Here is a 26,586-nt window from a genome sequence, read left to right as displayed (position 1 = left end):
TCTCACATGCGCCAGGCGGGGTCTGCCGCCAGGCGGAAGTCGCCGCGCAGACCGCGGCGCCACGCCTCATACCCCGCGACGGCGATCATCGCGCCATTGTCCGTGCACAACCGCACCGGGGGCAGGTACATGCGCAGGCCCCGCTCCTCGGCACGCTGCTGGCAGAGCGCTCGGAGGCGGGAGTTGGCCGCCACGCCACCACACAGCACCAGGCGCTGATGGCCCAGCCGCCGCGCGGCCGCGACGAGCTTCTTGGACAGCACGTCCGCCACCGCCTCCTGGAAGGACGCGCACAGGTCCGACAGCGCCTGCCCCTCCGGGACGCCGTGCTTGCGCACGTGGTGCAGCACCGCCGTCTTCAGCCCGGAGAACGACACGTCGAAGTTGTCGCCGGGCAGCGCGCGCGGGAAGCGGATGGCCTCGGGGTTGCCTCGCTGGGCGAGTTCATCAATCGGCTGTCCGCCCGGATACGGCAGGCCCAGGATGCGCGCCGTCTTGTCGTAGGCCTCGCCCGCGGCGTCGTCGCGCGTGCTGCCCACCAGCCGATAGCGCCCGTAGTCCTGCACCTCGTAGAGGCTGGAGTGGCCGCCCGACACCACGAGCCCGAGGAACGGCGGCTCGGGCGCATCCTCCAGCAGCCGGATGGCCAGCAGGTGGCCCTCCAGGTGGTTGGCGCCCACGAACGGCTTGCCCGTGGCGAGGCTCAGACCCTTGGCGACCTGGAGCCCCACCAGCAGCGCGCCGATGAGCCCTGGGCCCGACGTCACCGAGATGAGGTCGATGTCCGACAGCGTCTTCCCGGCGCGCGTGAGGGCCTCGTGCACCACGGGCATGACCTGCACGATGTGGTTGCGGCTGGCCAGCTCGGGCACCACCCCGCCCCACCGACGGTGGATGTCCACCTGGGTGGAGACGACGTCCGACAGCGCGCGCCGGCCGTCCTCGACGACAGCGGCCGCCGTCTCGTCGCAAGAGGTTTCCAGACCGAGGATGAGCACGATGACTCCAGGAATGACGGGAGAGAGCGGCCGGCCGCCTAGTTGCCCATGGACTTGAGCATCTGGCGGACTTCACCGGCCGACGCGCCCGTCGGTTCCAGGAACAAGTACTTCTTGTAGGCCTCGGTTGCCTGGGGATTCTTTCCGGAGAACTGGAGCGCCATGCCGAGCGACAGCCAGGCGCGCGAGTTCTTCGGCTCCTCGCGGACCACGTCCTGCAGCAGCTTCGCCGCCTCGCGGTAGCTCGACTCGGACGCGGAGTTGCCGCTCACCAGCGCGTAGCCCAGCCCGGACTTGGCCTCGATGGAGGCGGGCTTGAGCGCCAGCGCCTTGCGGAAGCTCCCCTGCGCCGTCTTGAAGCGCTTCGAGACGATGGCCGAGCGGCCCTCCTTGATGGCCTCGGCGTAGGCGACCTCCGGGTCCACGTTGGGAGCCGGGGGCGTCGTGTCCTCTTCCTCCTCGGGCTTCTGGGAGCCGGTGGCGAGGCCAGCGTCCGCCCCGGTGGGAGCGCTCGTCGGCGAAGCCGTCGTCGTGGAGGGAGGAGTCGTCGTAGGCGGGGGCGTCGTGGGCGCGGCCGTCGTGGGCGGAGCGTCCTGCTTCGGCGGGGTCGGACGGGGCTGCTCGACCGGCGGCGTGGGCGTGGGCTGCGGCGTGGGGCCGCTGCGCATCGCGACCAGGGCCGCCACCACGGCGACAAGCACGACTCCCGCCGCGATGAACAACCCCGTGCGCTTGGGCTTCACGGCCGCGGCGAGGGCGGCATCCTCCGCGTCCGGCGCAGTCGCGACCGGCGCCGGAGTCACGGGGGGCTTCACGGGCTCCGGTGCGCTCCGCGGCGACGCAGGCGTCACGGGCTCGGGGGACAGGGGCGCGGCGTGGGGCTCCAGCGCGGCCAGGTCCACCGGCTCCATCGGGATGGAGGGCGTGGGCACGCCGTGGCCCGGATATGGAGGCAGCGCGAGCTGCGGCGGTGTGGCCGGAATCTCCTCGGCCTCCACCACCGATTCCACGGGCAGCGGCGGCACCTGGTTGCCGCTCACCCAGGTGACCTCCGACGACGGCGGGGCCGGCGTGGGCGGAGGCACGTTCGCGAGCGGACTGGGCGCGATGGCCGCCCCCCCGAAGATGGGCGCTCGCGACATCGCGGGATCACCGCCCTGCGGCGACGAAGCAGGCGCAGATGGAGGCTGCGACGAGCGCGCACGCGGGCCCGGCGCCCACGAAGAGCCCGGTCCCCAGGTGCTGGGCGCGCTGAGCCCTTCGGTGTCCACCCGGCTCCAATCCAGCAGCAGGCTGCGACGCGCCTGCTCCACCGCCAGGTGCGCCGGAGGAGGCTCCACGAGGAACGCCGAGCCCTCCTGCGCGAGCGGAGGCACCGCCGCGTTCACATCGTCGGACGGCTCCTCCTCGAAGCGCTTGGGGCGCGCTGGGAAGATGATGACCTCCGCGGGCTGCGCGGGGGCGGGCGGCACGTCCTCCACGCCCGCGGGCGGCGCCAGCACCGTCGACGGGGGAGGCTCGACCGGAGCGACGGGCTCGGGCGTGGCCACGGGCGTCAGCTCGGCGGCGACCACCGGCTCGGGCTCGGTGACGGCGGGGACCACTTCCTGCTCGGCTTGCGCGCTCGGCGCGGGGGCCGCGTTCAGCCACTGTTCGATGCCGGGCTTGCCGCTGTGCACGGGCTCCTGCGGTGCATTGCCCAGCTCGCGGATGAGCCCCTCGAAGTACAGCTTGCTGATGATGCCCAGCGCCGCCAGGTCCTCGAAGTCCGAGTCCTCCACCACGCGGCTGAGCGCGCGCTTGCCGTCGAACAAGCGCAGGAGCCCGTTGACCTCGTCGGGAATCTCCGAGAGGCGGTCCGCGAGCTGGTGGTAGTCAATCTCGAACACCGTCTCCAGCGGCGGGAGCTGCTCGAGCATCCGGCCCCACTCATCGAGCCGGCGCATGCCCTCCATGAGCAGGCCCTGCGTGGAGACCTCGATGCGCTCGGGGCGGTCGAGCGTGGTGAACTGCACCTCGAACTGGCCCTCGAAGGTATTGAGCAGGCGGTAGAAGGCGTTCTCGCCCTTGAGCCGTCCCAGCTCCGCGTCGATGACGCGGCCTTCCTTGAAGTAGACCGTGCCCGCGCGCTCGCCCTGGATGGAGATGACGCCCGTCTTGCGGCCGATCTCGAACGTCTGGACCAGGTCCACCACGCCCATGTCCGCGAGGCTGCCAGCGAAGCCGCCCTTCGTCGTCTCGCGCTTCTCGATCCTCTCCTTCTCCGCCTTCTGGAGGATCATCTTCACGCGGGTGACGATCTCTTTGATGTAGATCGGCTTGGTGAGGTAGTCGTCACCGCCGAGTTCCAGGCCGCGCACCTTGAACTCGACCGACTTCTGGTTCGTCAGGAAGACGAACGGGATGAACTTGAAGCGCTCGTCGGACTTGAGCGTCTTGCACAGCTCGAAGCCGTCCATCTCCGGCATCTTGGTGTCCGCGAGCACCAGGTCCGGAGGGCTGATCTGGACCTTCTCGAGCGCATCCTTGCCGTGAATGGCCGTCGTCACGGAGAAGCCGGCCTTCTTCAGGCTGACCTCCATCACGCGAAGGCTCTTCGCGTCACCATCGACCAGGAGCAGGTGCTGCTTGGCCACGTTGCTTGCCTTTCAATGCGGAGGGCCGGAGTAAGACGGGGGAGACCGGGCGGAGCATCGGACCCGGTTTCAAGGTGTGTCAATGCCGGGGACGACCCGAGCGCCCGGCCGGCACCGGGCAAACGGGCACTTCACCGGAACAGGCCCTTCTTCGGCGGATTCTTCTTCCGCATGTCGATGAGGCGAAGTTCCTGGTTGGCTTCCAGATGCTTGGGGTTGGAGCGCACCGCGTCCCGGAAGTGGCGCTCGGCCCGGTCCATGTCCCCCTCGACCCGGGCGATGACCCCGAGCTGATAGTGCGCCCGGTCACAGTTGGGGTCGGCCCTCACGGCGTCCGCCATCAACTGCTTGGCCTTGGCCATGTCCGCCTTGCGGTTGGGGTCCATGTAGATGGCCCAGGCGCGCGCCGCCAGGTACACCGGCCGAGGGTCCTGCGCATACGCGCGCTCGTAATGGTCCGTGGCCGCGGCGAAGTCCCGCTTGCGGAAATAGACCTCGCCCATCTTGAACAGGTCATCGGGCGGGCTGTCCGTGCGCGCGCCACCGGACCGACCCGCGCCCTGCCCCGCGGGCTTGGCTGAAGCCTGGGGCGCCTGCGTCTGCTGGACGTAGGCCTTGCGCCTGGCGTCGTCGTAGAGGACCTCGTAGGCCTCGCGGATGGACTCGAAGACGGAGGTCATCTTCGGAGCGAGCTGCGGCAGGGTCGGCGGTAGGCGATCCGGGTGGAAGAGCTTCGCGAGGCTGAGGAACGCGCTCTTCACCTGGTCCCGCGTGGCGTCCTGGGGAACGCCGAGCACGGCGAAGTGGTCGCGCTTGCCCTGGATGTCCGCGTAGCGCTGCTCGATCTGCTGGGCGAGCCGGAGCTCGTCGCCCTTCGGCGCTTCGGAGGGAGGCTCGGCGGCGGGGCCCGGCTCGGCGACGGGCGCGGCACCGGTCGGCGCGGCGGGACGTGAGCCGAGCACGCCCATGTTCTCCATCGCGCGCTTGAGCAGGCGCTGGCGCCGGAGCTTCGCTGCCTCGTCGGGATTGGAGGGATCTGCCGCCACGTCGTCCTCGTCGAAGTCCCAGTCGTCCAGGTCATCCTCGAACGACTCGGGGGCAGTCTGGCCAGTTGGACTGGCGTTGTCACCCGGGAAGGGGGAGAAGCCGAGGGGATCCAGGGCCTCGAACGTGGCCTCGACAATGGCCTCGACCGGGGGCTCGTTGACATCCCCTCCACTCAGGCGAACGTCCGAGCGGACGAGGGCCTCCAGGTGGGCATCCACCTGCTGGAGCGCGGCCTCGAAGGAGGCGGTGAGCGTCTCGGCGGGCTCGGCGGGCTTGTCGAACGCCACGATGCGCCAGAGGTCCTCCTCCCCTGCCCGCGAGGCCTGGGGCCCCAGACGGAGCGGGGGTGGAGACGAGGACGGGAAGCGCGGGGGCTTGACGGCCCAGAGGTCCGGGGTGGGGTCGGTCTCGACGGGGACGACGGGGGCGGTCGGAGGTGCCTCGGTGTCCGGCAGGGCCGGCGAGGCCGGGATGACATCGCCCCAGTTCTCGGGTCCCGGCTCGGGTTCGGCCTCCAACAAAGGCAGGTCCGACTCGGCGGGAGGCGGGGCCGCGTGGGCGGAGGGTTCGTCCGCGAGCCAGGGGTCCAACGGCTGCGTGGCGGAGCGCCGGAGGGCCTCCTGCATGTCCTGAACGAGGGCGGCCTGCGCGCGCTCCCGGGCGACCCGGATGGCGTCGGCGTTCTCGGCCAGAGGCAGGTCGAGGCTGGGAGCGACCTGAGTGGGAGCCTGGGGCTGCGGCTCGAAGGAGATGATGTCCTCGGGCCCGAGCGACAGCGGCTCCGGTTCCACCTGGGCGACGGGGGCCGAGGGCACGGCGACCGGGGTGAGGACCGGAGGAGCCGAGGGCACCGCGGGGGTGCGAGTGCGGCGGGGCGGCTCCGCGCGACGAGGGAGATTGCGAGGCACGGCGGCCTCGGCGAGGCGCTGGGCCTCGGCCTGGCGTGCCTCCTCGGCGCGACGGGCCAGCTCCGCGACGCGAGCCTCTTCGGCGAGACGAGCTTCCTCCGCGAGGCGTGCCTCGTGGGCACGGCGTGCTTCCTCGGCGAGCTGGGCCTCGTGGGCACGGCGAGCAGCTTCGGCGCGACGGGCCTCCTCCGCGTGCCGCTGAGCCTCCGCGAGGCGAGCCGCTTCGGCGCGACGGGCCTCCTCCGCGTGCCGCTGAGCCTCCGCGAGGCGAGCCGCTTCCGCCAACCGAGCCGCCTCAGCCAGTCGACGCTCTTCCTCGACCCGAGCTGCCTCGACGATCCGAGCCTCTTCGGCCAATCGAAGCGCTTCGGCGACTCGCGCCTCTTCAGCGAGCCGAGCCGCTTCAGCGAGACGGGCCTCTTCAGCGAGACGGGCCTCTTCAGCGAGACGGGCCTCCTCAGCGCGACGGGCCTCCTCAGCGCGACGGGCCTCTTCAGCGAGCCGAGCCTCTTCCGCGAGCCGAGCCTCTTCCGCGAGCCGAGCCTCTTCCGCGAGCCGAGCCTCTTCAGCCAACCGAAGTTCCTCAGCCAACCGAAGCGCTTCGGCGATGCGCGCCTCTTCGGCGAGCCGAGCCTCTTCCGCGAGACGCGCCTCTTCCGCGAGACGCGCCTCTTCGGCGAGCCGAGCCTCTTCAGCCAACCGAAGCGCTTCGGCGATGCGCGCCTCTTCGCCGAGCCGAGCCTCTTCAGCCAACCGACGGTCCTCAGCCAACCGAACCGCTTCAGCGATGCGCGCCTCTTCGCCGAGCCGAGCCTCTTCAGCCAACCGACGGTCCTCAGCCAACCGAACCGCTTCAGCGATGCGCGCCTCTTCGCCGAGCCGAGCCTCTTCAGCCAACCGACGGTCCTCAGCCAACCGAACCGCTTCAGCGATGCGCGCCTCTTCGCCGAGCCGAGCCTCTTCAGCCAACCGACGGTCCTCAGCCAACCGAACCGCTTCAGCGATGCGCGCCTCTTCGCCGAGCCGAGCCTCTTCAGCCAACCGACGGTCCTCAGCCAACCGAAGCGCTTCAGCGATGCGTGCCTCTTCCGCGAGCCGAGCCTCTTCAGCCAACCGAAGCGCTTCAGCGATGCGTGCCTCTTGCGCGAGCCGAGCCTCTTCCGCGAGACGTGCCTCTTCAGCCAACCGAAGCGCGTCAGCGATGCGTGCCTCTTGCGCGAGCCGAGCCTCTTCCGCGAGACGTGCCTCTTCAGCCAACCGAAGCGCGTCAGCGATGCGTGCCTCTTGCGCGAGCCGAGCCTCTTCCGCGAGACGTGCCTCTTCAGCCAACCGAAGCGCGTCAGCGATGCGTGCCTCTTGCGCGAGCCGAGCCTCTTCCGCGAGACGTGCCTCTTCAGCCAACCGAAGCGCGTCAGCGATGCGTGCCTCTTGCGCGAGCCGAGCCTCTTCCGCGAGACGTGCCTCTTCAGCCAACCGAAGCGCGTCAGCGATGCGTGCCTCTTGCGCGAGCCGAGCCTCTTCCGCGAGACGTGCCTCTTCAGCCAACCGAAGCTCTTCAGCGAGTTGCGCCTCTTCCGCCAGCCGAGCCTCCTCAGCCAACCGAAGCGCTTCAGCGACACGTGCCTCTTCTGCACGACGCGCCTCTTCGGCCAATCGAAGCTCTTCGGCGACGCGCGCCTCTTCTGCGAGGCGAGCCGCCTCAGCCAACCGAAGCTCCTCAGCCAACCGAAGCGCTTCGGCGATGCGCGCCTCTTCGGCGAGCCGAGCCTCTTCCGCGAGACGCGCCTCTTCGGCGAGACGAGCCTCTTCAGCCAACCGAAGCTCTTCGGCGAGTCGCGCCTCTTCCGCCAGCCGAGCCTCTTCAGCCAACCGAAGCTCTTCGGCGAGTCGCGCCTCTTCCGCCAGCCGAGCCTCTTCAGCCAACCGAAGCTCTTCGGCGATACGTGCCTCTTCAGCCAACCGAAGCTCTTCAGCGATTTGCGCCTCTTCCGCCAGCCGAGCCTCCTCAGCCAACCGAAGCGCTTCAGCGACACGTGCCTCTTCTGCACGACGCGCCTCTTCGGCCAATCGAAGCTCTTCGGCGACGCGCGCCTCTTCTGCGAGGCGAGCCGCCTCAGCCAACCGAAGCTCCTCAGCCAACCGAAGCGCTTCGGCGATGCGCGCCTCTTCGGCGAGCCGAGCCTCTTCCGCGAGACGCGCCTCTTCGGCGAGACGAGCCTCTTCAGCCAACCGAAGCTCTTCGGCGAGACGAGCCTCTTCAGCGATGCGTGCCTCTTCGGCCAACCGAAGCTCTTCGGCGACTCGCGCCTCCTCAGCCAACCGAAGCGCTTCGGCGATGCGCGCCTCTTCGGCGAGCCGAGCCTCTTCCGCGAGACGCGCCTCTTCGGCGAGACGAGCCTCTTCAGCCAACCGAAGCTCTTCGGCGAGACGAGCCTCTTCAGCGAGGCGTGCCTCTTCGGCCAACCGAAGCTCTTCGGCGACTCGCGCCTCCTCAGCCAACCGAAGCGCTTCGGCGATGCGCGCCTCTTCCGCGAGACGTGCCTCCTCAGCCAACCGAAGCTCTTCAGCGATTCGCGCCTCTTCCGCCAGCCGAGCCTCTTCAGCCAACCGAAGCTCTTCAGCAATCCGCGCCTCTTCGGCCAGCCGAGCCTCCTCAGCCAATCGAAGCGCTTCGGCGACGCGTGCCTCTTCGGCCAGCCGAGCCTCCTCGGCCAACCGGCGCTCCTCCGCGATCCGCGCCTCCTCCGCCAGCCGCAGAGCCTCCGCGATCCGCGCCTCTTCCGCCAACCGGGCCCGCTCGCGCGCGTCCCACTCCTCCACGGAGAGCGCTTCGAGCCGCCCCTCTCGCTCCAGGACGTGGAGCAGGGCCTCCTGCGCCGCGGTCAGCGCCTCCGGCCGCCGGAACGTCTCCAGCGTCCCGAGCAACTCCAGCTCAGACGCATCCGCCGTCCAAGGCTCGCACGCCGCCACGTCCACGCAGCGGTACACGCGGGCCCTCGGCGACTCCGCGTGGATCGGCTCCAGCGCCGCGCGCACCACCCGCGTCCCCGCGATGGGCCGAAACTCGCCTTCCACCGCGCGGGGCTCGAACTCGGCGCCCTCCGCCAGCTCGCTCAGCCGACGGACCTGCGCCAACACCTGCTGCTCCACCACCACGTCGGGCTCGAGCCCGTACTCCTCCAGCAGCTCCTCGTCCGGGGCCGCCGCGCCCCCTCGCGCCCAGAGCGCATCCAGGGCCTCGGCCCCGAGCATCCCGCGCTGGAGCAGCGCCTGCGTCGGACTCTGATACCCAAACCCGAGCCGCGCCCCCACCAGGTCCCCCTCGCGCAAGAGCAGCGAGGAGTGCAGCCCGCCCGAATGCAGCTTCAGCAGCCCGGTGGCGCGGGACTTGTGAGCGGCATACAGCGCATCGGCGACCTGCGAGGAGGGCATTCGTTTCCGGAGTGTAGTCCCTCCCGACCGCCGCTCAACTTGACGGTCAGGCCTGCCCGGCCGCTGCCCCGAGTTGGATCTGCCGCAGGGCCTCGTACGTCCCAATCCCCACCGAGGTGGACAGGTTCAGGCTCCGGCGCTCGGGCAGCATGGGAATCGTCAGGGGGGTCCCCGTGACGCCCTCCACCACCTCGGGGGGCAGCCCCGAGACCTCCGAGCCGAACACCAGATGATCCCCCGGCTCGAACCGCGCCGAGTACAGGGTCCGCTCCGCCCGCGCCGAGAACAGCCAGCGCCGAGCCTCCGGGTAGTCCGCCACGTAGGCGTCATAGGTGGGATACAGCCGCAGGAAGACCTTGTCCCAGTAGTCAAGCCCGGCGCGCTTCAAGTGCCGGTCGTCAATAGAGAACCCCAGCGGCTCCACCAGGATGAGGCGGCAGCCCGTCACCGCGCACAGCCGGGCCACGTTGCCGGTGTTGGGGGGAATCTGGGGCGAGACAAGAACGAGGTGAAGCGGACGCGCCAGGGGCTCAATCATGGAGTAGAAGGCGCTGCATGCGCTGGAGGGTGAACAACGAGACGCGGCAGCGACTGCTCGCGGACCAGGCCGACCGGGCCGAGTCCTTCGTGCAGCGCTTCCAGGGACTGATGGGGCGCACGGAGCTCCCGGTGGGCCAAGGGCTCCACATCGTCCCCTGCAACTCCATCCATACGTTCTTCATGCGCATCGCCATCGACGTGGCCTTCCTGGACAAGGAAGGGCGCGTCGTCAAGCAGATGGCGGCATTGCCTCCCTGGCGGGCCACTTCGGTGTACTTCCGGGCCCACTCGGTGCTGGAGCTTCCGGCGGGTGTCCTCACCGCCAGCGGCACCCAGGAAGGCGATTTGTTGAGTTTCGAGCCCGTCCGCCCCTCGACCGAGGGCGGGGGGGCTGGCTGACCCCATCCTGGCCGCGCTTGGGTTTTGACCCTGTTCGGAGCGCTTTGTTAACCTCCGCGGCCACTTCACGCCCCTCCCCTTGAAGAGTCCCCGCGCATGCGCATCGAGGTAGCTGGCAGCACCCACGTCGGGATGAAGCGGAACCACAACGAGGACAACTACCTCGTGCTCGCGGAGGAGAACCTCTGCTGTGTGGCCGATGGCATGGGCGGTCACTCGTCCGGAGAGATTGCCAGCCGCATCGCCGTGGACGAGCTGGGTGAGTTCTACCGGATGACGTCCAAGGACCAGGACGCGACCTGGCCCTTCAAGATGGACAAGGCGCGCAGCTACGACGAGAATCGCCTGTCCACGGGCATCAAGCTCGCCAACGCGCGCATCTTCGAGCGAGCCAGCGCGGACTCGAAGTACAAGGGCATGGGCACCACCATCGTGTCCCTGCACTTCGCCAGCGACGTGGCCTACGTGGGCCATGTCGGCGACAGCCGCGTGTACTTCTTCCGCGCCGGCACGCTCAAGCAGGTGACGGAGGACCACTCGCTCCTCAACGACTACCTCAAGGCCAAGAAGCTCACGCCGGAGGAGATCGAGAACTTCCCCCACAAGAACGTCATCGTCCGGGCGCTGGGGATGAAGGAGCAGGTGCAGGTGGACGTGTCGCGCGTGGAGCCCCAGCAGGGCGACGTCTTCCTGCTCTGCTCGGACGGCCTGAGCGGCATGGTGACGGACGCGCAGATGCAGGACATCCTCGCGCGCACGCCCGAGTTGGAGAAGGCCTGCGGTCAGCTCATCGACCTGGCCAACGCCGCGGGCGGCAACGACAACGTCACCTGCGTGCTCGCCCGCTACCACGCTTCCTGAGCCGTACGCCTAACCGCCGTCGACCTGGAGCACCTCATGGTGTCGTGGGCTCTCGTGGTGGTGAGCACGCTGGCGGCGGCGCCGGACTTCTCCGCGCCCCTCAACGTGCGCGGAGAAAAGGGCTCGCCCTCCGTGGCGACCCTCTCCTCGGATGGGCAGCAGTTGCTGCTCGACGTGGAGGTGGTGGACACCACGCCCTCGGTCTCCGCGGATCCGGTGCATTCGGACCATGTGGAGGTCTGGTTCGCGCTGGAGCGCCTGAGTGACATCGGCCCGACCCGCTTCCTGCTACCCATCGGGGGCAGGGAGCTCGTCACCGTGGACGGCAAGGATGACGCGGCCGCACTCGACGCGCTCATCCAGGGCACGGTGGTGGACCCGGGGGTCAATAACGAGGGCGCCGAAGGAGACTGTGAGCCAGAGCTGAAGGCCGCGAGCGCGGAGCTGGGACAGACGCCCTCCCGGCGGGTCCGCGCCTTCTTCGGGCTGGCCCACCTGGGGCTGTTCCCCGACGGGCGCGCGCCCGTGCTCTACGACGCGGAGGCCTACGCGGCCGCCCGACTCGCCCCCGCGCTCGGCGCCCAGGACATCCGCTATGAAGCCTCGAAGACCGAGCGCGGCTATCACCTGAAGGCCTGGCTCCAGCCGGGGGCGCTGGTGTTCATCCCTCGGGGTGAGATTCAGGCCCTGCGTGTGCGCGTGGATGCCATTGACGCGGGCGGTCCCAGCGCGAAAGAAGTGCTGCGGTCGACACACCCCGCGCCCAAATGGGGCGAGCCCTCCACGTTTCAAGTGGTGAAGCTGGCGCACCCGCTCGCGGCCAAACGCATCGAGGCCATTCCCGAGTTGGACGCACCCGGAGCCCTGCCCGTGGGCATTCGCGACGCCTTCGAGCCGCTGCCCAAGTTCTTCATGCGCATGGGCGACGTGTGGCGAGGCGTCCAGTCCCAGCAGGTTGCTCCCCGGAACTACGAGCGCCGCGCGTGCCGAGTGGAACTGTCACGCGTCAACCAGCACCTTTACGGCCTTTGGGAGTTCGGCAAGGCCGAGCCCGTGAGCGACACGGACTTCACTCGGGTGAGCGTGCGTGGCGGGAACCCGCCCGGAACATTGCTCATCGCGAGCACGGGCACGGGGCCGCGTGCCCTGTGGAGCACAGGGGGGACGTCCCTGCCCTTCCGATTCAAGGATGGCACCCCGGGCGTGGTGCTCGTGGAAACAGAGCCCACCATGGGCGAGTACACCAGCGGCCTGAACGGAGCCACGGACTCGACGACATTGAGCCTCGTCCGGCTGGAGGCGTCTCACCCCAAGCGCACCCCTGTGCTCACGTGGGGAACCTACGGCAACCTCATCATGTTCGGCCAGAACAGCCTCATCGAGCGCCCAGGCGACCCCAGTGAGTCCGCGGAAGTGTCGCTGACCTGGGCAAGCCCCAACGACCGCGTGCGCGTGTCATTCGGCGCGGGCGTGGCGGTGGACGTGCGATGGAAGCCAGATGGCACGGGCATCGATGCCCAGGTCGTGTCGCCACCGAAGCCGCAGAAGAAGCACTGACGACGGCTAGGGGCCCGACAATGGCGCGGGCACGCGGTGCGGTCCCCAGGCAAGCACCTCGGTCAGCGCCTCCGCGGAAGCCACCTCAGTATCCTCGAACACCGCGCACCGCGTGAGCCGAGCGCCCTGCCCCACTCGCGCGCCCTCGCCCACCGCCACGCAAGCGCCCACCTGCGCGCCCGCATCCACCACCGCGCGTGCGCCGATAAAGGCCGGGCCCTGGAGTTCAGCGGACGAGGCCACACGCGCCTCGGGATGCACCCAGACCTGTCCCGCCGTGGGCCTCAGTCCCGCGAGCGGCGAGTCCGCGCCCAGCGAGCCCAGCGGCACACGCCCCGAGAGCGCATCGCGCACCGTGGCCAGATAGCGCGAGGGCGTGCCCAGGTCGGACCAGTACGCCTCCACCTGGGCCCCTCGCACGGGCAGCCCGGCCTGCATCACCCGCACGTACACATCGCGGTTGATGTCCTCGGCACCGGCAGCCGACATGAAGTCGAAGACGCGCGGCGACATCACGTGCACGCCGGTGAAGTGCCAGGGAGACAGGCCCTCGCCACCAGGGCCGAAGCCCGCGATGCGGCGCACCTGCCCTCCTGAGTCCAGCTCCACCGCCGCGTAGGACTCTCCTTCCGGCATGGGCAAGAGCACCATGGTCGCCACCGCGCCCGACGCGCGATGCGCGGCCACCACCGGCCGCAGGTCCACCGGGAAGAGGATGTCCCCGTTGAAGACGAGGAAGTCATCGTCGCGGAGGAAGTCCCGCAGGCCTCGAATGCCACCGCCCGTCCCCTGGATGACGGGCTCGTGGACGACGTGCAGCGGAAGGCCCGCGCGCTCGCACTCGGCACGCGCCACCGCCGCCATGGTGTCCGGCAGGTGGTGCGTGTTGATGCCCACCGCCGTCACGCCCGCGGCCTTCAGCACCGACAGGTGGTAGCGCAACAGCGGCTGCCCCAGGAAGGGCAGCGCCGGCTTGGGCCAACGCTCAGTGAGCGGGCGCAGGCGCGTGCCCAGGCCCGCGCAGAGGACCATCGCCTTCATCGAGTCTCCCTGGGGACGCGTGCGCTCAGGGCGCCAGTTCGGGAACGTACTTCGCGATCAGCGCCTGGAGTCCCGCCAACTCGGGCCGCCGCGCGAAGGCGGCGCGCACGTAGCGCAGGCTCGCGGGGATGGACACCAGGAAGCCTGGGTTGCCCTTCACGCGGTTAATGAACTCGAAGCGGCCCGCGTCCTTCAGCTTGCGCTGGATGGTGAGCAGGTCGAAGAACGCCTTGAACGATGTCGCGTCGATGCGCTCGCCGCTCAGCGCGCTGAACGTGGCGATGTAGCGGTCCAACATCGCGTCCACGAAGTCGCGGTCCAGCTCCACGTAGCTGTCGCGCAACAGCGCCACGAGGTCGTACTGGCGCGGGCCCTGGAGCGCGTCCTGGAAGTCGATGACGACCAGCTCGCGCTCCTTCACCATGATGTTGCGGCTCTGGTAGTCGCGATGCGTGAAGCCCTTGGGCGCCGCCGCGAGCTGCCGCGCGATGTCCCGGAACGTCGCATCGAGCTGCGCGCGCTCCGCGTCCGTGGGCTTCTTGCCGCTCCAGGCCTCCAGGCCCCACTCGCGGAAGTGGTGCAGCTCCCAGTCGTACAGGTCCTCGTCGAAGGAGCGCGTGAAGGCGAGGCAGTCCGCGTCGGGCTTCTGCTCGGCCTGGAAGCGCAGGTGCGCCAGCAGGTCCACCGCGCGGGTGTAGAGCGCCTCCTGGTGCTTGCCGCCCTCCAGCGCGGACTCGAAGGTGATGTCGCTCAGGTCCTCCAGCACCATCATCCCGGCGGGCTCGTCGTAGCGGACAATCTCCGGCACGCGCACGCCCAGCGCCTTCAAGTAGCGGTGCACGTTGACGAAGGGCAGCTCCTTGGGCGGCTCACCCTTGGTGGCCTCCTCGCTCTTCTTCGTCGCGTCGAGTGGCATCACCATCACCACCCAGCTCTCCGGGGGCTGTCCGACGCGGTAGTAGGAGCGGTTGCTCGCATCGCCCTTGAGCTTCTTGACGGGGGCGTGCGGCACGGGACGGCCCATGGCCAATCCCACCTGGTCGCGCAGGGCGGCCTCGATGTCCATCACGGGAAGGTTCTCCAAACGGAGGAAATGCAGGTTGGCGCCGAGTATGGGAGCCAGGGCGATCCGGGTCAAAGTCCCCGTTTCCGCGGCCCCCATGGGCCTGGCCGGCTGTCTCCTACGCGACGGGCCATCCGGCGAGGGCCGGGCGGACAGGCCCTCCCCTCGCCCTCGGACGTGCGCGGCCGGACGCGTCAGGAAGGGCAAGCCCCACGGGCATGTTTCCCCTGGAAGGCCCGGAGCATATAAGCCCTCGCGAACCCCCTTTTTCGGAAGCCCTGATGGACATCCACGACACCATTCTCTCCGCCATTGGCCACACGCCGCTGGTCAAGCTCAACAAGCTCGTCGGACCCAACGACGCGACCGTGCTCGTCAAGTGCGAGTTCATGAACCCGGGCGCGTCCATCAAGGACCGCATGGCGCTCTACATCATCGAGAAGGCCGAGAAAGAGGGGAAGCTCAAGCCGGGTGGCACCATCGTGGAGAACACGTCCGGCAACACCGGCATGGGCGTGGCGCTGGCCGCGGCGGTCAAGGGCTACAAGTGCATCTTCACCATGCCGGACAAGATGTCCCTGGAGAAGATCAACCGCCTGAAGGCGCTCGGCGCGCAGGTGGTGGTGACGCCGACGAACGTGCCGGCCGAGGATCCGCGCAGCTACTACGAGACGGCCAAGCGGCTGCACCGCGAGACGCCGGGCGCGTTCATGCTGAACCAGTACCACAACCCGGACAACATCGAGGCCCACTACCACACGACGGGCCGCGAGATTTACGAGCAGACCGAGGGCAAGTTCGACTACTTCGTGTCGGGCCTGGGCACCGGCGGCACGATGAGCGGCGCGGGCAAGTTCCTCAAGGAGAAGATCCCCGGCCTGAAGAACGTGGGCGTGGACCCCGAGGGCTCCGTCTACGAGGGCTACTTCAAGACGGGCAAGCTCACCGAGCCGCACGTCTACAAGGTCGAGGGCATTGGCGAGGACATGCTGTGCGGCGCCATGGACTTCAAGGTCGTGGACGACGTGCGGCAGGTGGATGACCGCCAGTGCTTCATCGCCGCCCGGCGGCTCGCGCGCGAGGAGGGCATCTTCGCGGGTGGCTCCTCCGGCGCCGCGGTGCACGTGGCGGTGCAGCTGGCCAAGGAAGTCGGCAAGGGGAAGACCATCGTCGTCATCCTCCCGGACGCGGGCAGCAGCTACATCAGCAAGTTCCACTCGGACGAGTGGATGCGCGACAACGGCTTCGCCGAGGAGAAGGGCGCGGGCACGGTGCGCGACATCATCGGGGACAAGCCGCGCGAGCTGAAGACGGCGCGCCGCGGTGAGCGCGTGGACCACGTGGTGGAGACCATGCGCGGCCACGGCATCAGCCAGATGCCCGTGGTGTCGGACGACGGTCGCGTGTCCGGCATGGTGCACGAGGTGGACCTGCTCAACGCGCTGGTGGCCGGCAAGGTGAAGTTCACCGACTCCATCGAGCCCATCGTCGCGCCGCTCCAGGGCGCCGTGGCCCCCGAGACGAGCATCACCCGCCTGCGCGAGATTTTCGCCAAGGACAACGTGGCCGTGGTGAAGCAGGGCGAGAAGGCCATCGCCATCGTGACGAAGATCGACCTCATCGACTTCCTGCACCGCACGGCGGCGTAGTCACGCTCGCTGCGCCAGCGGTTCCCCGGGCCTCCAAGCTCCCCATCTTGGGAGTTGGAGGCCCGCGGTGTTTCAGGCCGGTGGGCGGCGCGCGAACAGGGCGTTGGCGATCTCCGTCATCACCACCTCGCCCTTCTGGTTGCTCACCGTGAAGCGGAACTTGAACGAGCCGCGGTCCGGCTTGCTGCGCGAGGGAATCGCCTCGAGCAGCTCCACGCGCACCGACAGCGCATCGCCCGGGCGCACGGGCTTGAGCCAGCGCAGCTCGTCCACGCCCGGCGAGCCCATGCTGGCGGCCTTGCCCAACAGCCCCTCCACCACCAGGCGGTGGCAGATGGCGGCGGTGTGCCAGCCGCTGGCGATGATGCCACCGAAGATGCTCTGGCGCGCCGCCTCGTCATCCACGTGGAACGGCTGCGGATCGAACTGCTTCGCGAACGCGAGGATCTCCTCGCGCGTCACGACGTGCGGTCCGCACTCGCTCACCTCGCCGACCTCGAAGTCCTCGAAGTAGCGCATGGACTACTTCACCGCGGCGAGCGCCTGGGACAGGTCGTCGATGAGGTCCTGCGCGTCCTCGATGCCGACGGACAGGCGGATGAAGCCATCCGCGATGCCCAGCTTCTCGCGCGTCTCCCGGGGCACCGAGGCGTGCGTCATGATGGCCGGGTGCTCGATGAGCGACTCCACGCCACCGAGCGACTCGGCGCACGCGAACACCTTCACCGTCTTCAGGAAGGTGCGCGCGGCCTCCAGCCCGCCGTGGATGTCGAACGTCAGCATGCCGCCGAAGCCCTTCATCTGCTGGCGCGCGAGCGCGTGCTGCGGGTGCGTCTCCAGGCCCGGGTAGGTGACCTTCTTCACCTTCGGGTGCGTGGTGAGGAACTGCGAAATCTTCATCGCGTTCTGCGCGTGGCGATCCATGCGCACGTGCAGCGTCTTCACGCCGCGCAGCACGAGGAAGCTGTCGAACGCGCCGGACACGCCGCCCACCGCGTTCTGCAGGAAGTACATCCGCTCGGCGATGTCATCGCGGTTGGTGCAGACGAAGCCGCCCACCACGTCGCTGTGGCCGTTGAGGTACTTGGTGGTCGAGTGCACGACCACGTCGAAGCCCAGGTCCAGCGGGCGCTGGAAGTAGGGCGTCATGAACGTGTTGTCCGCGACGGCGAGGATGCCCCGCTTCTTCGCCACCTCCGCGATGCGGCCCAGGTCGATGAGCTTGAGCATCGGGTTCGTCGGCGACTCCACCCAGACCATCTTCGTCTTCGGGGTGATGGCCGCCTCGAAGTTCTCCGGCTTGGACAGGTCCACGAAGGAGAACTGCAGGCCCGAGCGCTTGAAGACCTTGTCGAAGATGCGGAACGTGCCGCCGTACACATCGTCGGAGACGATGACGTGGTCACCCGCCTCCAGCATGTGCATCATCATGTCGGTGCCCGCGAGCCCCGAGGCGAACGCGGCGCCGTACTTCGCCCCCTCCAGCGCGGCCAGGCAGTCCTGCAGCGCCTTGCGCGTGGGGTTCTGCGTCCGGCTGTACTCGTAGCCCTTGTGCTCCCCGGGGCCGTCCTGGACGTAGGTGGAGGTCAGGTAGACCGGCGTCATGATGGCGCCAGTGGTGGGGTCCGGCTCCTGGCCGGCATGAATCGCGAGCGTGTCGAAGCGCATGGGTCGCGAACTAACACACTCGTCGTCCGCGCGCATCGCTCGCGCCCGAGGGGTGTCTACTCGAAGCGGCCGTGCCGCCCTGCCCCTCGGGCGAAGCGCGTCGCGCCCGCCAGCGACTCGGACTCCAGGACCTTCACTCCCTCCTGGAACTCGTGCCGCAGCGCGTCCTCCAGGGACAGGTCCGCCTGGGTGTAGGCCGAGCGGCGGTCCGCGTTCATGCACGCCTGAGGGAAGCCCGCGAGCTGCTGCGCCAGAGCCTCGGCGGCCTCGCGCCCCTGCCCCTTCGGCACCACGCGGTTGACCAGGCCCATGCCGAGCGCCTCCTGGGCGGACACCGGCCGGCCCGTGAGGATGAGGTCCAGCGCACGCGACAGCCCGATGAGCCGGGGCAGCCGCACCGTGCCGCCGTCGATGAGGGGCACGCCCCAGCGCCGACAGAAGACGCCCAACACCGCGTCCTCCTCCGCCACGCGCAGGTCGCACCAGAGCGCCAGCTCCAGGCCCCCCGCGACAGCGTGCCCCGCGATGGACGCCACCACGGGCTTGCCCAGGAGCATGCGCGAGGGACCCATGGGGCCATCGCCCTCGGGCTCCAGGCGGAGCAGGCGTCCCTCGGCCACGGCCTTGAGGTCCGCGCCCGCGCAGAACGTCCCCGCCTCGCCGTGCAGCACGCCCACGCGCGCGTCGGGGTCCGCGTCGAACGCGCGGAAGGCCTCCGCCAGCGCGTGCGCGGTGTCGCGGTCCACCGCGTTGCGGACCTCGGGTCGCTCCAGGATGACCGTGGTGACGGGGCCCTGCTTCTCGACGCGCACGCTCATGGGCCACATTTCTCCCTCGCTCGCCCCCTGGGCGTCCATGGGAAGTCGCGCGCGGAGCATCACGGCGCTTGCCGGATGTCTTCGAGTCGGGAATGAGGGGCCGGACAGGAAGGACACGAGGACATGACGCAGCCCACCGACCCCCGCGAGCCCACCCCCGGAACCTCATCGGGAGGGATGTTCGAGAACCGCCTGCGCAAGAACGCCAAGCGGCTGCGCAAGTGGGCCCAGGCCCAGGGCCTCACCGCCTTCCGCGTCTACGACCGCGACGTCCCCGAGTACCCCTACGCGGTGGACCTCTACGGTGACCACGCGCACGTCGTGGAGTACCCGCGCCGCCGGGCCCTGCGCGACGGCACCACCGAGACGCAGCGCGAGGAGGTGCTCGCCGCCGTCACCGCGGTGCTCGCCATTCCGGCCGAGCGGATCCGCGTGAAGACGCATACGCCGCAGCCGTGGGGCCGCTCGCAGTACGGCCGGGTGGGCCAGGGCAGCGAGCGCTTCACGGTGGAGGAGCAGGGCCTGAAGTTCTGGGTGAACCTGGGCGACTACCTGGACACCGGCCTCTTCATGGACCACCGCAACACGCGCGCGCGGGTGCGCTCGGAGGCACGGGGGCTGCGCGTCCTGAACCTGTTCGCGTACACGGGCGCCTTCACTGTCTACGCCGCGGCGGGTGGCGCGCGGAGCACGGTGACGGTGGACCTGTCCAACACGTACCTCGACTGGGCGGAGGAGAACCTCGCGCTCAACAAGCTGGCGGACGCGCGACACGTGCTCATCCGCGCCGACGCGAAGGCGTGGCTGGAGGCCCAGGCGCGCGAGGGCTCGGAGCAGTTCGATTTGGTGGTGTGCGATCCGCCGTCGTTCTCCACGTCCAAGCGGATGGCGGGCTCGTTCGACGTGCAGCGCGACCACGTGCGGATGCTGGAACACCTCCGGGCCGTGCTGGCTCCCGGAGGTGTCCTCTACTTCTCCACCAACTACCTCGGCTTCGAGCTGAAGGAGTCCGCCACGCGCGACATGCAGCACGTGGAGGAACTCACGCCCGGCTCCATCCCCGAGGACTTCCAGCGCAAGGAGATCCACCGCTGCTGGCGCATGGTGGCCCCCTCGCGCTGAAGCACTACAGCCAGCAGACCTTGTCCTGGCAGTGCTCGCCCGCCGGGCACTCGCAGTTGGCCACGCACGCCTTGCCGCTGCCCTGGTTGACCGGGGCGCAGAAGCCGTTGGAGCAGACGTTGCCAGCGGGGCACTCGCAGTTCACGCGGCACACGGTGCCGGTGCCCGCATCCGGCACGGGCTGCGACGCGGGCTTGCAATAGCCCTTGGCGCACACCTGTCCCGACGGACAATCGCAGTTGGCCTCGCAGCTGGTGCCTCCGCCCGTGCCCGCATCCGGCGCCGGGGGCATGCGGCAGTAGCCGTTGGTGCACACCGCCCCCGAGGGGCAATCGCAGTTGGCCGCGCACTTCGTGCCCTCCTCGGGCTGAGGCGTCGGCGACTTGCAGATGCCGTTGGTGCAGACATTGCCGGCGGGGCACTCGCAGTTGGCCTTGCAGGTGCCGCTGGCCGGGATGGGCATGCAGTATCCGATTTCGCACTTCGAGTCGGACGGGCACTCGGTGGTGGAGGCGCACGGCGCGCGGCACTGGCCGTTGACGCAGTCCTTGCCTCCGGGGCACTGCGCTCCGGTCGTGCACGCGTTCGGATCCGGCGGGCGCGGGCGGCACACGCCATAGACACACATGTCCGCGGCGGCGCACTGCGAATCCTTCTCACAGCCCTGGAAGCACTGGTTGTTGATGCAGTAGTTGCCCGCGCCACAATCCGTGTTCAGGCGACACGTGGGAGTGCCCGCATCCGTGGGAGGAGTGCCAGCGTCCGTCGACGTGCCCGCATCCGGCTTGGTGCCGGCATCGGGCTTGGTGCCCGCGTCGGGGCGCGAGGGCGTGCCCGCGTCATAGATGACGGGGAGCGACTCGCAATAGTTGTCCTTGCAGTAGCTGTTGGCGCCGCAGTCCGAGCTGCGGGTGCAGGGCTGGTTGCAGTAGCCGTTGATGCACGTCTTGCCCGAGCCACAATCCTTGGAGAACGTGCACGTCTGCCCATTGGGCGGAATTTCGCGACACGTGCCGGCGCGACAGTACTGCCCGGCGCGACAGTCCGAAGAGTCGAAGCACGTGGAGGAAGACGAGCCGTCGTCCGGGCACCACTCATCGTCGGTGCCTCGGGTATCGACGATGCAGCCAGGAAGGGCAAAGAGCAGCGCGAGCAGTGGCACAAGCCACGGTCCGCGCGCGGAAGGGTTCCGCATCAAGGGGGACTCCGGGAGCAAGAAGGGGTCCGGTCCGGCCACCGGGCAGGTTCTCCGGTTTCGCCCTACTTCGACGCGGGATGTCCCTGAATTGATCAAAATTATTTTTGATCTCTTTTCCACGCTCCGGAGACCCAGGGACTCGGAGGTAGTGTGCCCACCTGGACCATTCACACGGACGGCGGGGTGCTTCTGAGCGGGAGCACAACCTGGCGCGTCCCCGAGGGGGGAACCCCGGTGTTCTTGCGTGGAGCCCGCGCCCGGCTGTCGACCCGCGCGCCCGAGGCACGCCCTGGTCCAAACGACCCCACCTCGCCGCCCAGCGCGGACGAGGCCCAGCTCCAGCTCTGGGTGCGCCGCCTTCAAGAGGGGGACTCGTCCGCGTTCGAGCTGCTCTACGCCCACACCCGGGTGGACGCGGCGCGCACCCTGCGCCACCTGGTGGGCAATCGCGTGGATGTGGAGGACCTGCTGCAGGAGGCCTACCTGCGGCTGCTCACGGCGGTGAAGGGCTTCCGAGGTGAGGCGCGCTTCCGGACGTTCTTCTATCGGGTATGCGCCAACGTGGCGCTCAGCCACCTGCGCTGGAAACGGCGACGTCCCGAGGACCCGTTCGCCGAGCCTCCCGAGTCCATCTCCCCCGGCGAGAGCCCCGAGCGCGCCGCGGAGCGCCATCAGGCCCAGCGATTGGTGGAGGCCGCGCTGGAGCGCCTCAAGCCCAAGAAGCGCATCGTCTTCGTCTACCACGAGCTGTGCGGCATGAGCCCGGATGAGATTGCCCTGGCCGTGGGAAGCTCGGTCAACACCGTGCGCAGCCGCCTGCACCACGCCCGACAGGAGTTCACCCAGGCCATGCAGCACCAGCTCGACAACCGCCGCGTCGGAGGCTCGCATGGGACGCCATGAGACGCAGGCGCTGTGGGCGCTCGCCGCGGATGAGCTGCCTCCGGACGAGCGCGCGCGGGTGCAGGCGCACGTGGCGCAGTGCGCCGACTGCACCCAGGCGCTCGCCCAGGTCCACGAGGCCCGCGCCGCGCTCACGCAGGCTCGCGAGGCCATGCCGCCCGTGCGGTGGGCCCACGTGGACACGACGCTGCGCGAGGAAGCGGCGAAGCGCCTCGCGCGACCCTCGTTTGGCTGGCACAGTCAGAGCCTTCCCTGGGCACTGGGCGCCGCGTGTCTGCTCGCGCTGGTGCTGTGGTGGCTTCCGCATCGCGCGCCGTCGGGGGCGCCCATCGCCAAGCCCGTGCGCGTAGCGGAGCCCCTGCCCTCGCAACGGCCCCTCAGTCCTCCGCCTCCGCCTCCGAGCGTGCCGGATCCAATTCCCGCCACCGCCGTCGCGATGACAGAGACCGAGAGCGCCACGGGTGCGCTGCTGCGCGAGGTGAATGAGCCGGGGCAAGCGCCCACGACGGAGCACGCGCTGGCGCCGGGCATGCGCCTGCGCTCGGGCATGGCGGTGCGCACCCCTGGGAAGTCCTCCGCGCTGCTGCGCCTGCCCGACGCGAGCCGCGTGCGCGTGTCTGGCGGAAGCGACGTCGTGCTCGCCCAGGCCGAACCCCACGCCGTGCACCTCGTGGTGCGCGAGGGACGGCTGGCGGTGCAGGCCTCGCATGCGCCGCGAAGTGGCTTCACGGTCGAGTCGGCGGGCCTGCGCGTGCACGTGGTGGGCACGGTGTTCTCTGTCGAGCACTCGCGCGCTGGCGTCTCGGTGGCGGTGCTGGAGGGACGCGTGCGGGTGGAGGTGGAAGGCCAGCCGCCGCGCTTCCTCGGCGCGGGCGAGCGCTTCGATGTCCGCGCGAATGGCCAGTCACCCCGAGGTCGCGCGCTGTCCGCCGAGGACCAGTTGGCCTTCCGCGAGCTGGCCGGACTCCCTCCGCCGCATGCGCTCGTGACGAAGCCTGCGCTTGAGAAGCCGCAGCCTGCTTCAGCGCCCGTGGCCCAGGCGCTTCCGCAGGCAGTCCCGGTCCCGCCGGTGGAGCCGTCCCCAGCGGTGAACTCAGCGCCCCAGGCTCCGGAGGCCACGGAGGAGTTCGAGCCTTATCCCGCGGCCTCCACCGCTTCGCCTGGAGCTGGCAACGCAGTGGCCTTGAACACGCTGGTCCCAGCGCCCTCGGAGCCACCTCCTGTGACGCGGGTCACGCCAGTGTCGCGAGGCTTGGGTGGCCTGATTCCTGGCGGACTGATGGCCTCGGACGCGGATGAGCGGTTCCTCGGATACGCGCGCGTGCACGCCATCACCCGGACCTGCGAGGGCTTCCTCGTGGGACTCCAGGAGATCGCCGAGCACAGCCCTCGAGAGGAGCATCGCGAACAGGCACGCTACCTGCGCGCGCGCTGCTTCAAGGTGCGGCAACACTCGACCTCCGCCGAGGACGAGTACCGGCGCTACCTGAGCGAGTTCCCCAACGGGCGCCATGCATCCGAGGCACGGGCCGCGATTCCGCCACCCGCCGTGCCCCTCCCGTCGAACGAGGACCGACGCCCCGCCACCACCCCGCCTCGCGTGACTCCGTCCGGCGCGCCGTGGCCTCGTGCTCCAGAGGGACCGCGCCCAGCGGTCAACCCCGGGGCTCGGCGTCCGTGGTGAACTCGGCGTCGACCTCTCCCGAGGTGCCGCGACGCCCTGACTCACTCCGAGGGAAGGACATGGGGCGCTCCCCCGGAAAAGGCGTGGGCGCGTCGCCTTCGAAGTCCGTGGGCATGCCCACGCGAACTTGCGTCACGCGGAGCGAGCCATCGCGGATGTGACGCTCCAGCGAGCGACGCGCGCGCTTCGACACGAGGCGGCGCACAGGCGGCAGCATGAGCAGCGCGCCCGCGATGTCGGTGAGGATTCCAGGAGCGATGAGCAAGGCGCCGCCCAGCAACACCAGCGCGCCGCTCAGCAGCCCTTCCTCCGGCATCCGTCCACGAGAGACCGCCTCGCGCCAGCCATCGAAGACCTGTCGGGCCTTCCACCGCGCGACGACGCCACCCACCAGCGCCGAGGACACGAGCAGGAGCAGCATCGGCACGAGCCCGATCTGCCGCCCGATGACGACGAGCAGGTACAGCTCCAGAACAGGGACGAGGATGAAGGCGGCGATGAGAAACCGGGTCACACCTCCACCCTAATGCCAGGGCGGCGGAGGTGCTCGCGCCATGCGTGCCTCGGCACGTCCTCTCGCGCTCGGAGTGGGACCGCGCTCGCTCGACTTGGACGCCGGGTGGACGCGCGGACTACCGGCCGTTGAGCCGGTCGATGAGCGCGCCCACGACGAAGTACAGGACGACGAAGGCGCCCATGGCGAACAGCAGGAAGCGCGTGCCGGGCGAGAAGCCCTGCGGCTCGGGCATCGCGTAGGAGGCACCGATGGCCTCGGGCAGCCCCGCCACCTCGCCCGCGTAGCGCGCCGTGCGCGTGTACTGCTCCACCACCGGGCCCGCGTCCTGCGCCTCCAGGGCTCGGCCGAGCTGGGGGTCGAACAAGCGGGCGCCCGCAGCGGCGGCCAGCGCGGCGGCCTCCACCACGGTCGCGCGCATCAACTCGCTGCGCTCGGACAGCGGGACGCGCAGCTCGGTCGCGACCACCTGACCGGCCTCGCGCAACACGCCCACCTCCACGTCGCCGTCGGGCAAGCGCCACACCCGCTGGCCGTCGGGACGGAGGACCACGGAGCGCTCGGCGAGGAGCGCATCCACCCGCGCCGCGTCATAGGCGGTCCCGGGCGTCATCGTCTGCAGGAGCAACTCGTATCTCACGCGGGTTGCGAGTATACGCCGCGCGAGGTGTTCCACCGCATGCCCTCCCCTTCCCCCCTCTCGCCCCCCGGAGTGTCGTGACGAAGCCCCCTCCCCACCGCCGCTCAGGCCCGCCTTCCGCCTCCGGCCGGGGCCGTCCGCATCCCCGCCCCGAGAAGCTGGCCCCCGACCGCACCACCCCGGACCTGGGCCCCGATGGCACGCCCCAGGTCTCCCTCGTGCGCCGGGGTGTCGATCGCTGGCAGGCCGGCCACCCGTGGATCTACCGCGCGGACCTCAATGGCGACCCGGCCCTCGCGGGCGGCGAGGTCGTGCGCGTCATCGATGGGCGCGGCTGGTTCATCGGCAAGGCGCTCTACTCGAAGCACTCCAAGATTTCCCTCCGCTGGCTCAGCTACGACGACGTGGCCGTGGACGCGGACTTCTTCCGCCAGCGCCTCCAGTCCGCGAACGCGCTGCGCCAGCAGGCCCTCCCCGGCGAGAAGACCTATCGGCTCGTGCACGGAGAGGCCGATGGCCTGCCGGGGCTCGTGGTGGACCGCTACGGCGACTACCTCAGCGTGCAGTTCCTCGTGCCCGCCATGGAGCAGCGCAAGGAGCTCATCGCGGACCTGCTCGAGGAGCTGTTGCACCCGCGCGGCATCGTGAACCGCTCGGACGTGGGCGTGCGCGTGCTGGAGGGGCTGCCCCAGGAGAAGGGCCTGTTGCGCGGCGCCCTGCCTCCCGGGCCCGTCTCGTTCGACGAGGGGCTCGTGCGCATGCGCGCGGACCTGCTGGAGGGCCAGAAGACGGGCGCCTTCCTGGACCAGCGCGAGAACCACGTGCTGGCCGCGCAGTACGCCTCGGGCGATGCGCTGGACTGCTTCAGCTACGTGGGTGGGTTCGCGTTGCAGCTCGCCACGCGCGCGCGCCACGTCACCGCCGTGGAGATCTCCGAGGCGGCCGGCGCGCAGCTGCGCGACAACGCCGCCGCCAACAAGCTCTCCAACCTGGATGTGGTGACCGCCAACGCGTTCGACTTCCTGCGCGACGCGGTGGACGAGGGCCGGCGCTTCGACACCATCGTGTTGGATCCGCCCTCGTTCGCGAAGAACAAGGACGCCATCGCGGCGGCGGTGCGCGGCTACAAGGAGATCAACCTCCGCGCGCTCCAGCTCCTCAAGCCCGGTGGCATCCTCATCTCCGCGAGCTGCACGTACCACGTGGATGAGCAGGGCTTCGAAGACATGCTCGCCTCCGCCGCCGCGGACGCGCGCCGCCGCGTGCAGATCATCGAGCGACGCGGCGCGGGCCGTGACCACCCCGTCCTCCTCAACCTGCGTGAGACGCGCTACCTGAAGTGTTTCGTCCTGCGCGTGCTATGAAGTCAGGGCCGACCCATGGAGTCGACCTCCGGGGACCCGACGTGAGAGACCGGGCCAGCGATGTGGAAGCAAGACTGGGACGAGGATGATGGCGAGCCGCCCCCCGGCGGGTCACGGGCGTGGGACCGCGCGCTGCGCGAGGTCCGCGCCGTGTACCGGCAGGCGGATGCGGCCTATGCCCCGTTCTCGTGTCCGGCCAGCGGCGAGTGCTGTCAGCTCTCACGCACCCAGCGGCAACCCTGGCTGTGGGCGCCCGAGTGGAAGCTGCTGACGACGGGCCGCGAGCTTCCGCCTCCCCGCGCCGATGGTGGCTGTCCCTTCCTGGATGCGGCGGGCCTTCGCTGCACGGTGTACGCGGACCGTCCCTTCGGCTGTCGCACGTTCTTCTGTGAGCGCATCCGGGGCCCCGCGCGGCAGCCCGCGGAGGCCGTGGCCGCGATGCTGGAGCGGCTGGAGCGGGTGTCCCGACGCATGGAGCCCGCGCTCACCGGACCGCGTCCCATTCTCGAGTGGTATTCGCGAACCCAGACCCAGGCGCCCTGAC

At 69.8% G+C, this 26,586-nt stretch carries 21 protein-coding genes; 9 read left to right on the top strand and 12 right to left on the bottom strand.

The window, feature by feature from the left end; all coding sequences use genetic code 11:
* Positions 1-2: 2 nt before the first annotated feature.
* The 4 genes from tsaD to JGU66_28820 all read right to left on the bottom strand — a co-directional run bounded on the left by tsaD (position 3) and on the right by JGU66_28820 (position 9,559).
* Positions 3-1,001, bottom strand: coding sequence for a tRNA (adenosine(37)-N6)-threonylcarbamoyltransferase complex transferase subunit TsaD (gene tsaD / locus JGU66_28835; GenBank protein ID MBJ6764791.1), 999 nt, complete (start codon positions 999-1,001; stop codon positions 3-5).
* Positions 1,002-1,036: 35 nt separating this feature from the next.
* Positions 1,037-3,634, bottom strand: a complete 2,598-nt coding sequence (locus JGU66_28830) for a response regulator (protein ID MBJ6764790.1) — start codon at positions 3,632-3,634, stop codon at positions 1,037-1,039.
* Positions 3,635-3,765: 131 nt separating this feature from the next.
* Entirely contained in the window at positions 3,766-9,021 is a 5,256-nt protein-coding gene (locus JGU66_28825) for a DnaJ domain-containing protein (GenBank protein MBJ6764789.1), read from the bottom strand.
* Positions 9,022-9,067: 46 nt separating this feature from the next.
* Complete coding sequence (locus JGU66_28820) at positions 9,068-9,559, bottom strand: tRNA (cytidine(34)-2'-O)-methyltransferase (protein ID MBJ6764788.1); 492 nt, start codon at positions 9,557-9,559, stop codon at positions 9,068-9,070.
* 17 nt (positions 9,560-9,576) lie between these two features.
* Here JGU66_28820 and JGU66_28815 point away from each other — a divergent pair, with 17 nt between their 5' ends.
* From JGU66_28815 to JGU66_28805, 3 genes are all read left to right on the top strand, one after another.
* Positions 9,577-9,960 (top strand): DUF192 domain-containing protein, encoded by a 384-nt coding sequence (locus JGU66_28815; protein ID MBJ6764787.1) that lies wholly within the window; start codon positions 9,577-9,579, stop codon positions 9,958-9,960.
* A gap of 96 nt (positions 9,961-10,056) precedes the next feature.
* On the top strand, positions 10,057-10,821 hold the full coding sequence (locus tag JGU66_28810; protein ID MBJ6764786.1) for a Stp1/IreP family PP2C-type Ser/Thr phosphatase: 765 nt from the start codon (positions 10,057-10,059) through the stop codon (positions 10,819-10,821).
* Positions 10,822-10,857: 36 nt separating this feature from the next.
* A complete protein-coding gene (locus JGU66_28805) occupies positions 10,858-12,378 on the top strand; it encodes a hypothetical protein (protein MBJ6764785.1) in 1,521 nt (506 codons plus the stop codon).
* Positions 12,379-12,384: 6 nt separating this feature from the next.
* Here JGU66_28805 and JGU66_28800 read toward each other — a convergent pair whose 3' ends face one another.
* Together JGU66_28800 and JGU66_28795 are read right to left on the bottom strand one after the other, a co-directional pair.
* The gene (locus JGU66_28800) at positions 12,385-13,419 is read right to left on the bottom strand and encodes an NDP-sugar synthase (GenBank protein ID MBJ6764784.1); all 1,035 of its coding nucleotides are present in this window, start codon (positions 13,417-13,419) and stop codon (positions 12,385-12,387) included.
* 25 nt (positions 13,420-13,444) lie between these two features.
* Positions 13,445-14,485, bottom strand: a complete 1,041-nt coding sequence (locus JGU66_28795; protein MBJ6764783.1) for a phosphotransferase — start codon at positions 14,483-14,485, stop codon at positions 13,445-13,447.
* A gap of 278 nt (positions 14,486-14,763) precedes the next feature.
* Here JGU66_28795 and JGU66_28790 point away from each other — a divergent pair, with 278 nt between their 5' ends.
* On the top strand, positions 14,764-16,131 hold the full coding sequence (locus JGU66_28790; GenBank protein MBJ6764782.1) for a pyridoxal-phosphate dependent enzyme: 1,368 nt from the start codon (positions 14,764-14,766) through the stop codon (positions 16,129-16,131).
* Between the two features lie 72 nt (positions 16,132-16,203).
* On the opposite strand, the gene JGU66_28785 is transcribed toward JGU66_28790, so the two are convergent.
* From JGU66_28785 to JGU66_28775, 3 genes are read right to left on the bottom strand one after another with little or no spacing between them, the layout of a single operon-like run.
* Entirely contained in the window at positions 16,204-16,650 is a 447-nt protein-coding gene (locus JGU66_28785; protein ID MBJ6764781.1) for a MaoC family dehydratase, read from the bottom strand.
* Between the two features lie 3 nt (positions 16,651-16,653).
* Entirely contained in the window at positions 16,654-17,799 is a 1,146-nt protein-coding gene (locus JGU66_28780; GenBank protein ID MBJ6764780.1) for a cystathionine gamma-synthase, read from the bottom strand.
* Positions 17,800-17,855: 56 nt separating this feature from the next.
* Complete coding sequence (locus JGU66_28775; protein ID MBJ6764779.1) at positions 17,856-18,617, bottom strand: crotonase/enoyl-CoA hydratase family protein; 762 nt, start codon at positions 18,615-18,617, stop codon at positions 17,856-17,858.
* A 177-nt stretch (positions 18,618-18,794) separates the two neighbouring features.
* Here JGU66_28775 and JGU66_28770 point away from each other — a divergent pair, with 177 nt between their 5' ends.
* The gene (locus JGU66_28770) at positions 18,795-19,739 is read left to right on the top strand and encodes a class I SAM-dependent methyltransferase (protein MBJ6764778.1); all 945 of its coding nucleotides are present in this window, start codon (positions 18,795-18,797) and stop codon (positions 19,737-19,739) included.
* Positions 19,740-19,743: 4 nt separating this feature from the next.
* Here the strand turns inward: JGU66_28770 and JGU66_28765 are convergent, their stop codons facing one another.
* Positions 19,744-20,934 (bottom strand): hypothetical protein, encoded by a 1,191-nt coding sequence (locus JGU66_28765; GenBank protein MBJ6764777.1) that lies wholly within the window; start codon positions 20,932-20,934, stop codon positions 19,744-19,746.
* Between the two features lie 237 nt (positions 20,935-21,171).
* On the opposite strand from JGU66_28765, the gene JGU66_28760 reads away from it, so the two are divergent.
* On the top strand, positions 21,172-21,840 hold the full coding sequence (locus tag JGU66_28760) for a sigma-70 family RNA polymerase sigma factor (GenBank protein ID MBJ6764776.1): 669 nt from the start codon (positions 21,172-21,174) through the stop codon (positions 21,838-21,840).
* Positions 21,827-23,524, top strand: a complete 1,698-nt coding sequence (locus JGU66_28755; GenBank protein ID MBJ6764775.1) for a FecR domain-containing protein — start codon at positions 21,827-21,829, stop codon at positions 23,522-23,524. The genes JGU66_28760 and JGU66_28755 overlap by 14 nt, the downstream gene beginning before the upstream one ends.
* Here the strand turns inward: JGU66_28755 and JGU66_28750 are convergent.
* Entirely contained in the window at positions 23,496-24,038 is a 543-nt protein-coding gene (locus JGU66_28750; protein ID MBJ6764774.1) for an FxsA family protein, read from the bottom strand. The genes JGU66_28755 and JGU66_28750 overlap by 29 nt on opposite strands.
* Before the next feature lie 118 nt (positions 24,039-24,156).
* Positions 24,157-24,678, bottom strand: a complete 522-nt coding sequence (locus JGU66_28745) for a hypothetical protein (protein ID MBJ6764773.1) — start codon at positions 24,676-24,678, stop codon at positions 24,157-24,159.
* 77 nt (positions 24,679-24,755) lie between these two features.
* On the opposite strand from JGU66_28745, the gene JGU66_28740 reads away from it, so the two are divergent.
* Together JGU66_28740 and JGU66_28735 are read left to right on the top strand one after the other, a co-directional pair.
* Positions 24,756-26,042 carry a class I SAM-dependent rRNA methyltransferase gene (locus JGU66_28740; GenBank protein ID MBJ6764772.1) on the top strand — a complete coding sequence of 429 codons (1,287 nt, stop codon included), beginning with the start codon at positions 24,756-24,758 and terminating at the stop codon, positions 26,040-26,042.
* Between the two features lie 60 nt (positions 26,043-26,102).
* Positions 26,103-26,585, top strand: coding sequence for a YkgJ family cysteine cluster protein (locus JGU66_28735; protein ID MBJ6764771.1), 483 nt, complete (start codon positions 26,103-26,105; stop codon positions 26,583-26,585).
* Position 26,586 lies beyond the last annotated feature (1 nt).

It is taken from the genome of Myxococcaceae bacterium JPH2, assembly GCA_016458225.1.
Taxonomy (GTDB): Bacteria; Myxococcota; Myxococcia; order Myxococcales; family Myxococcaceae; genus Citreicoccus.
The sequence above is the reverse complement of the archived record's forward strand: the minus strand, read 5'-3'. Positions and strand labels throughout refer to the sequence as shown.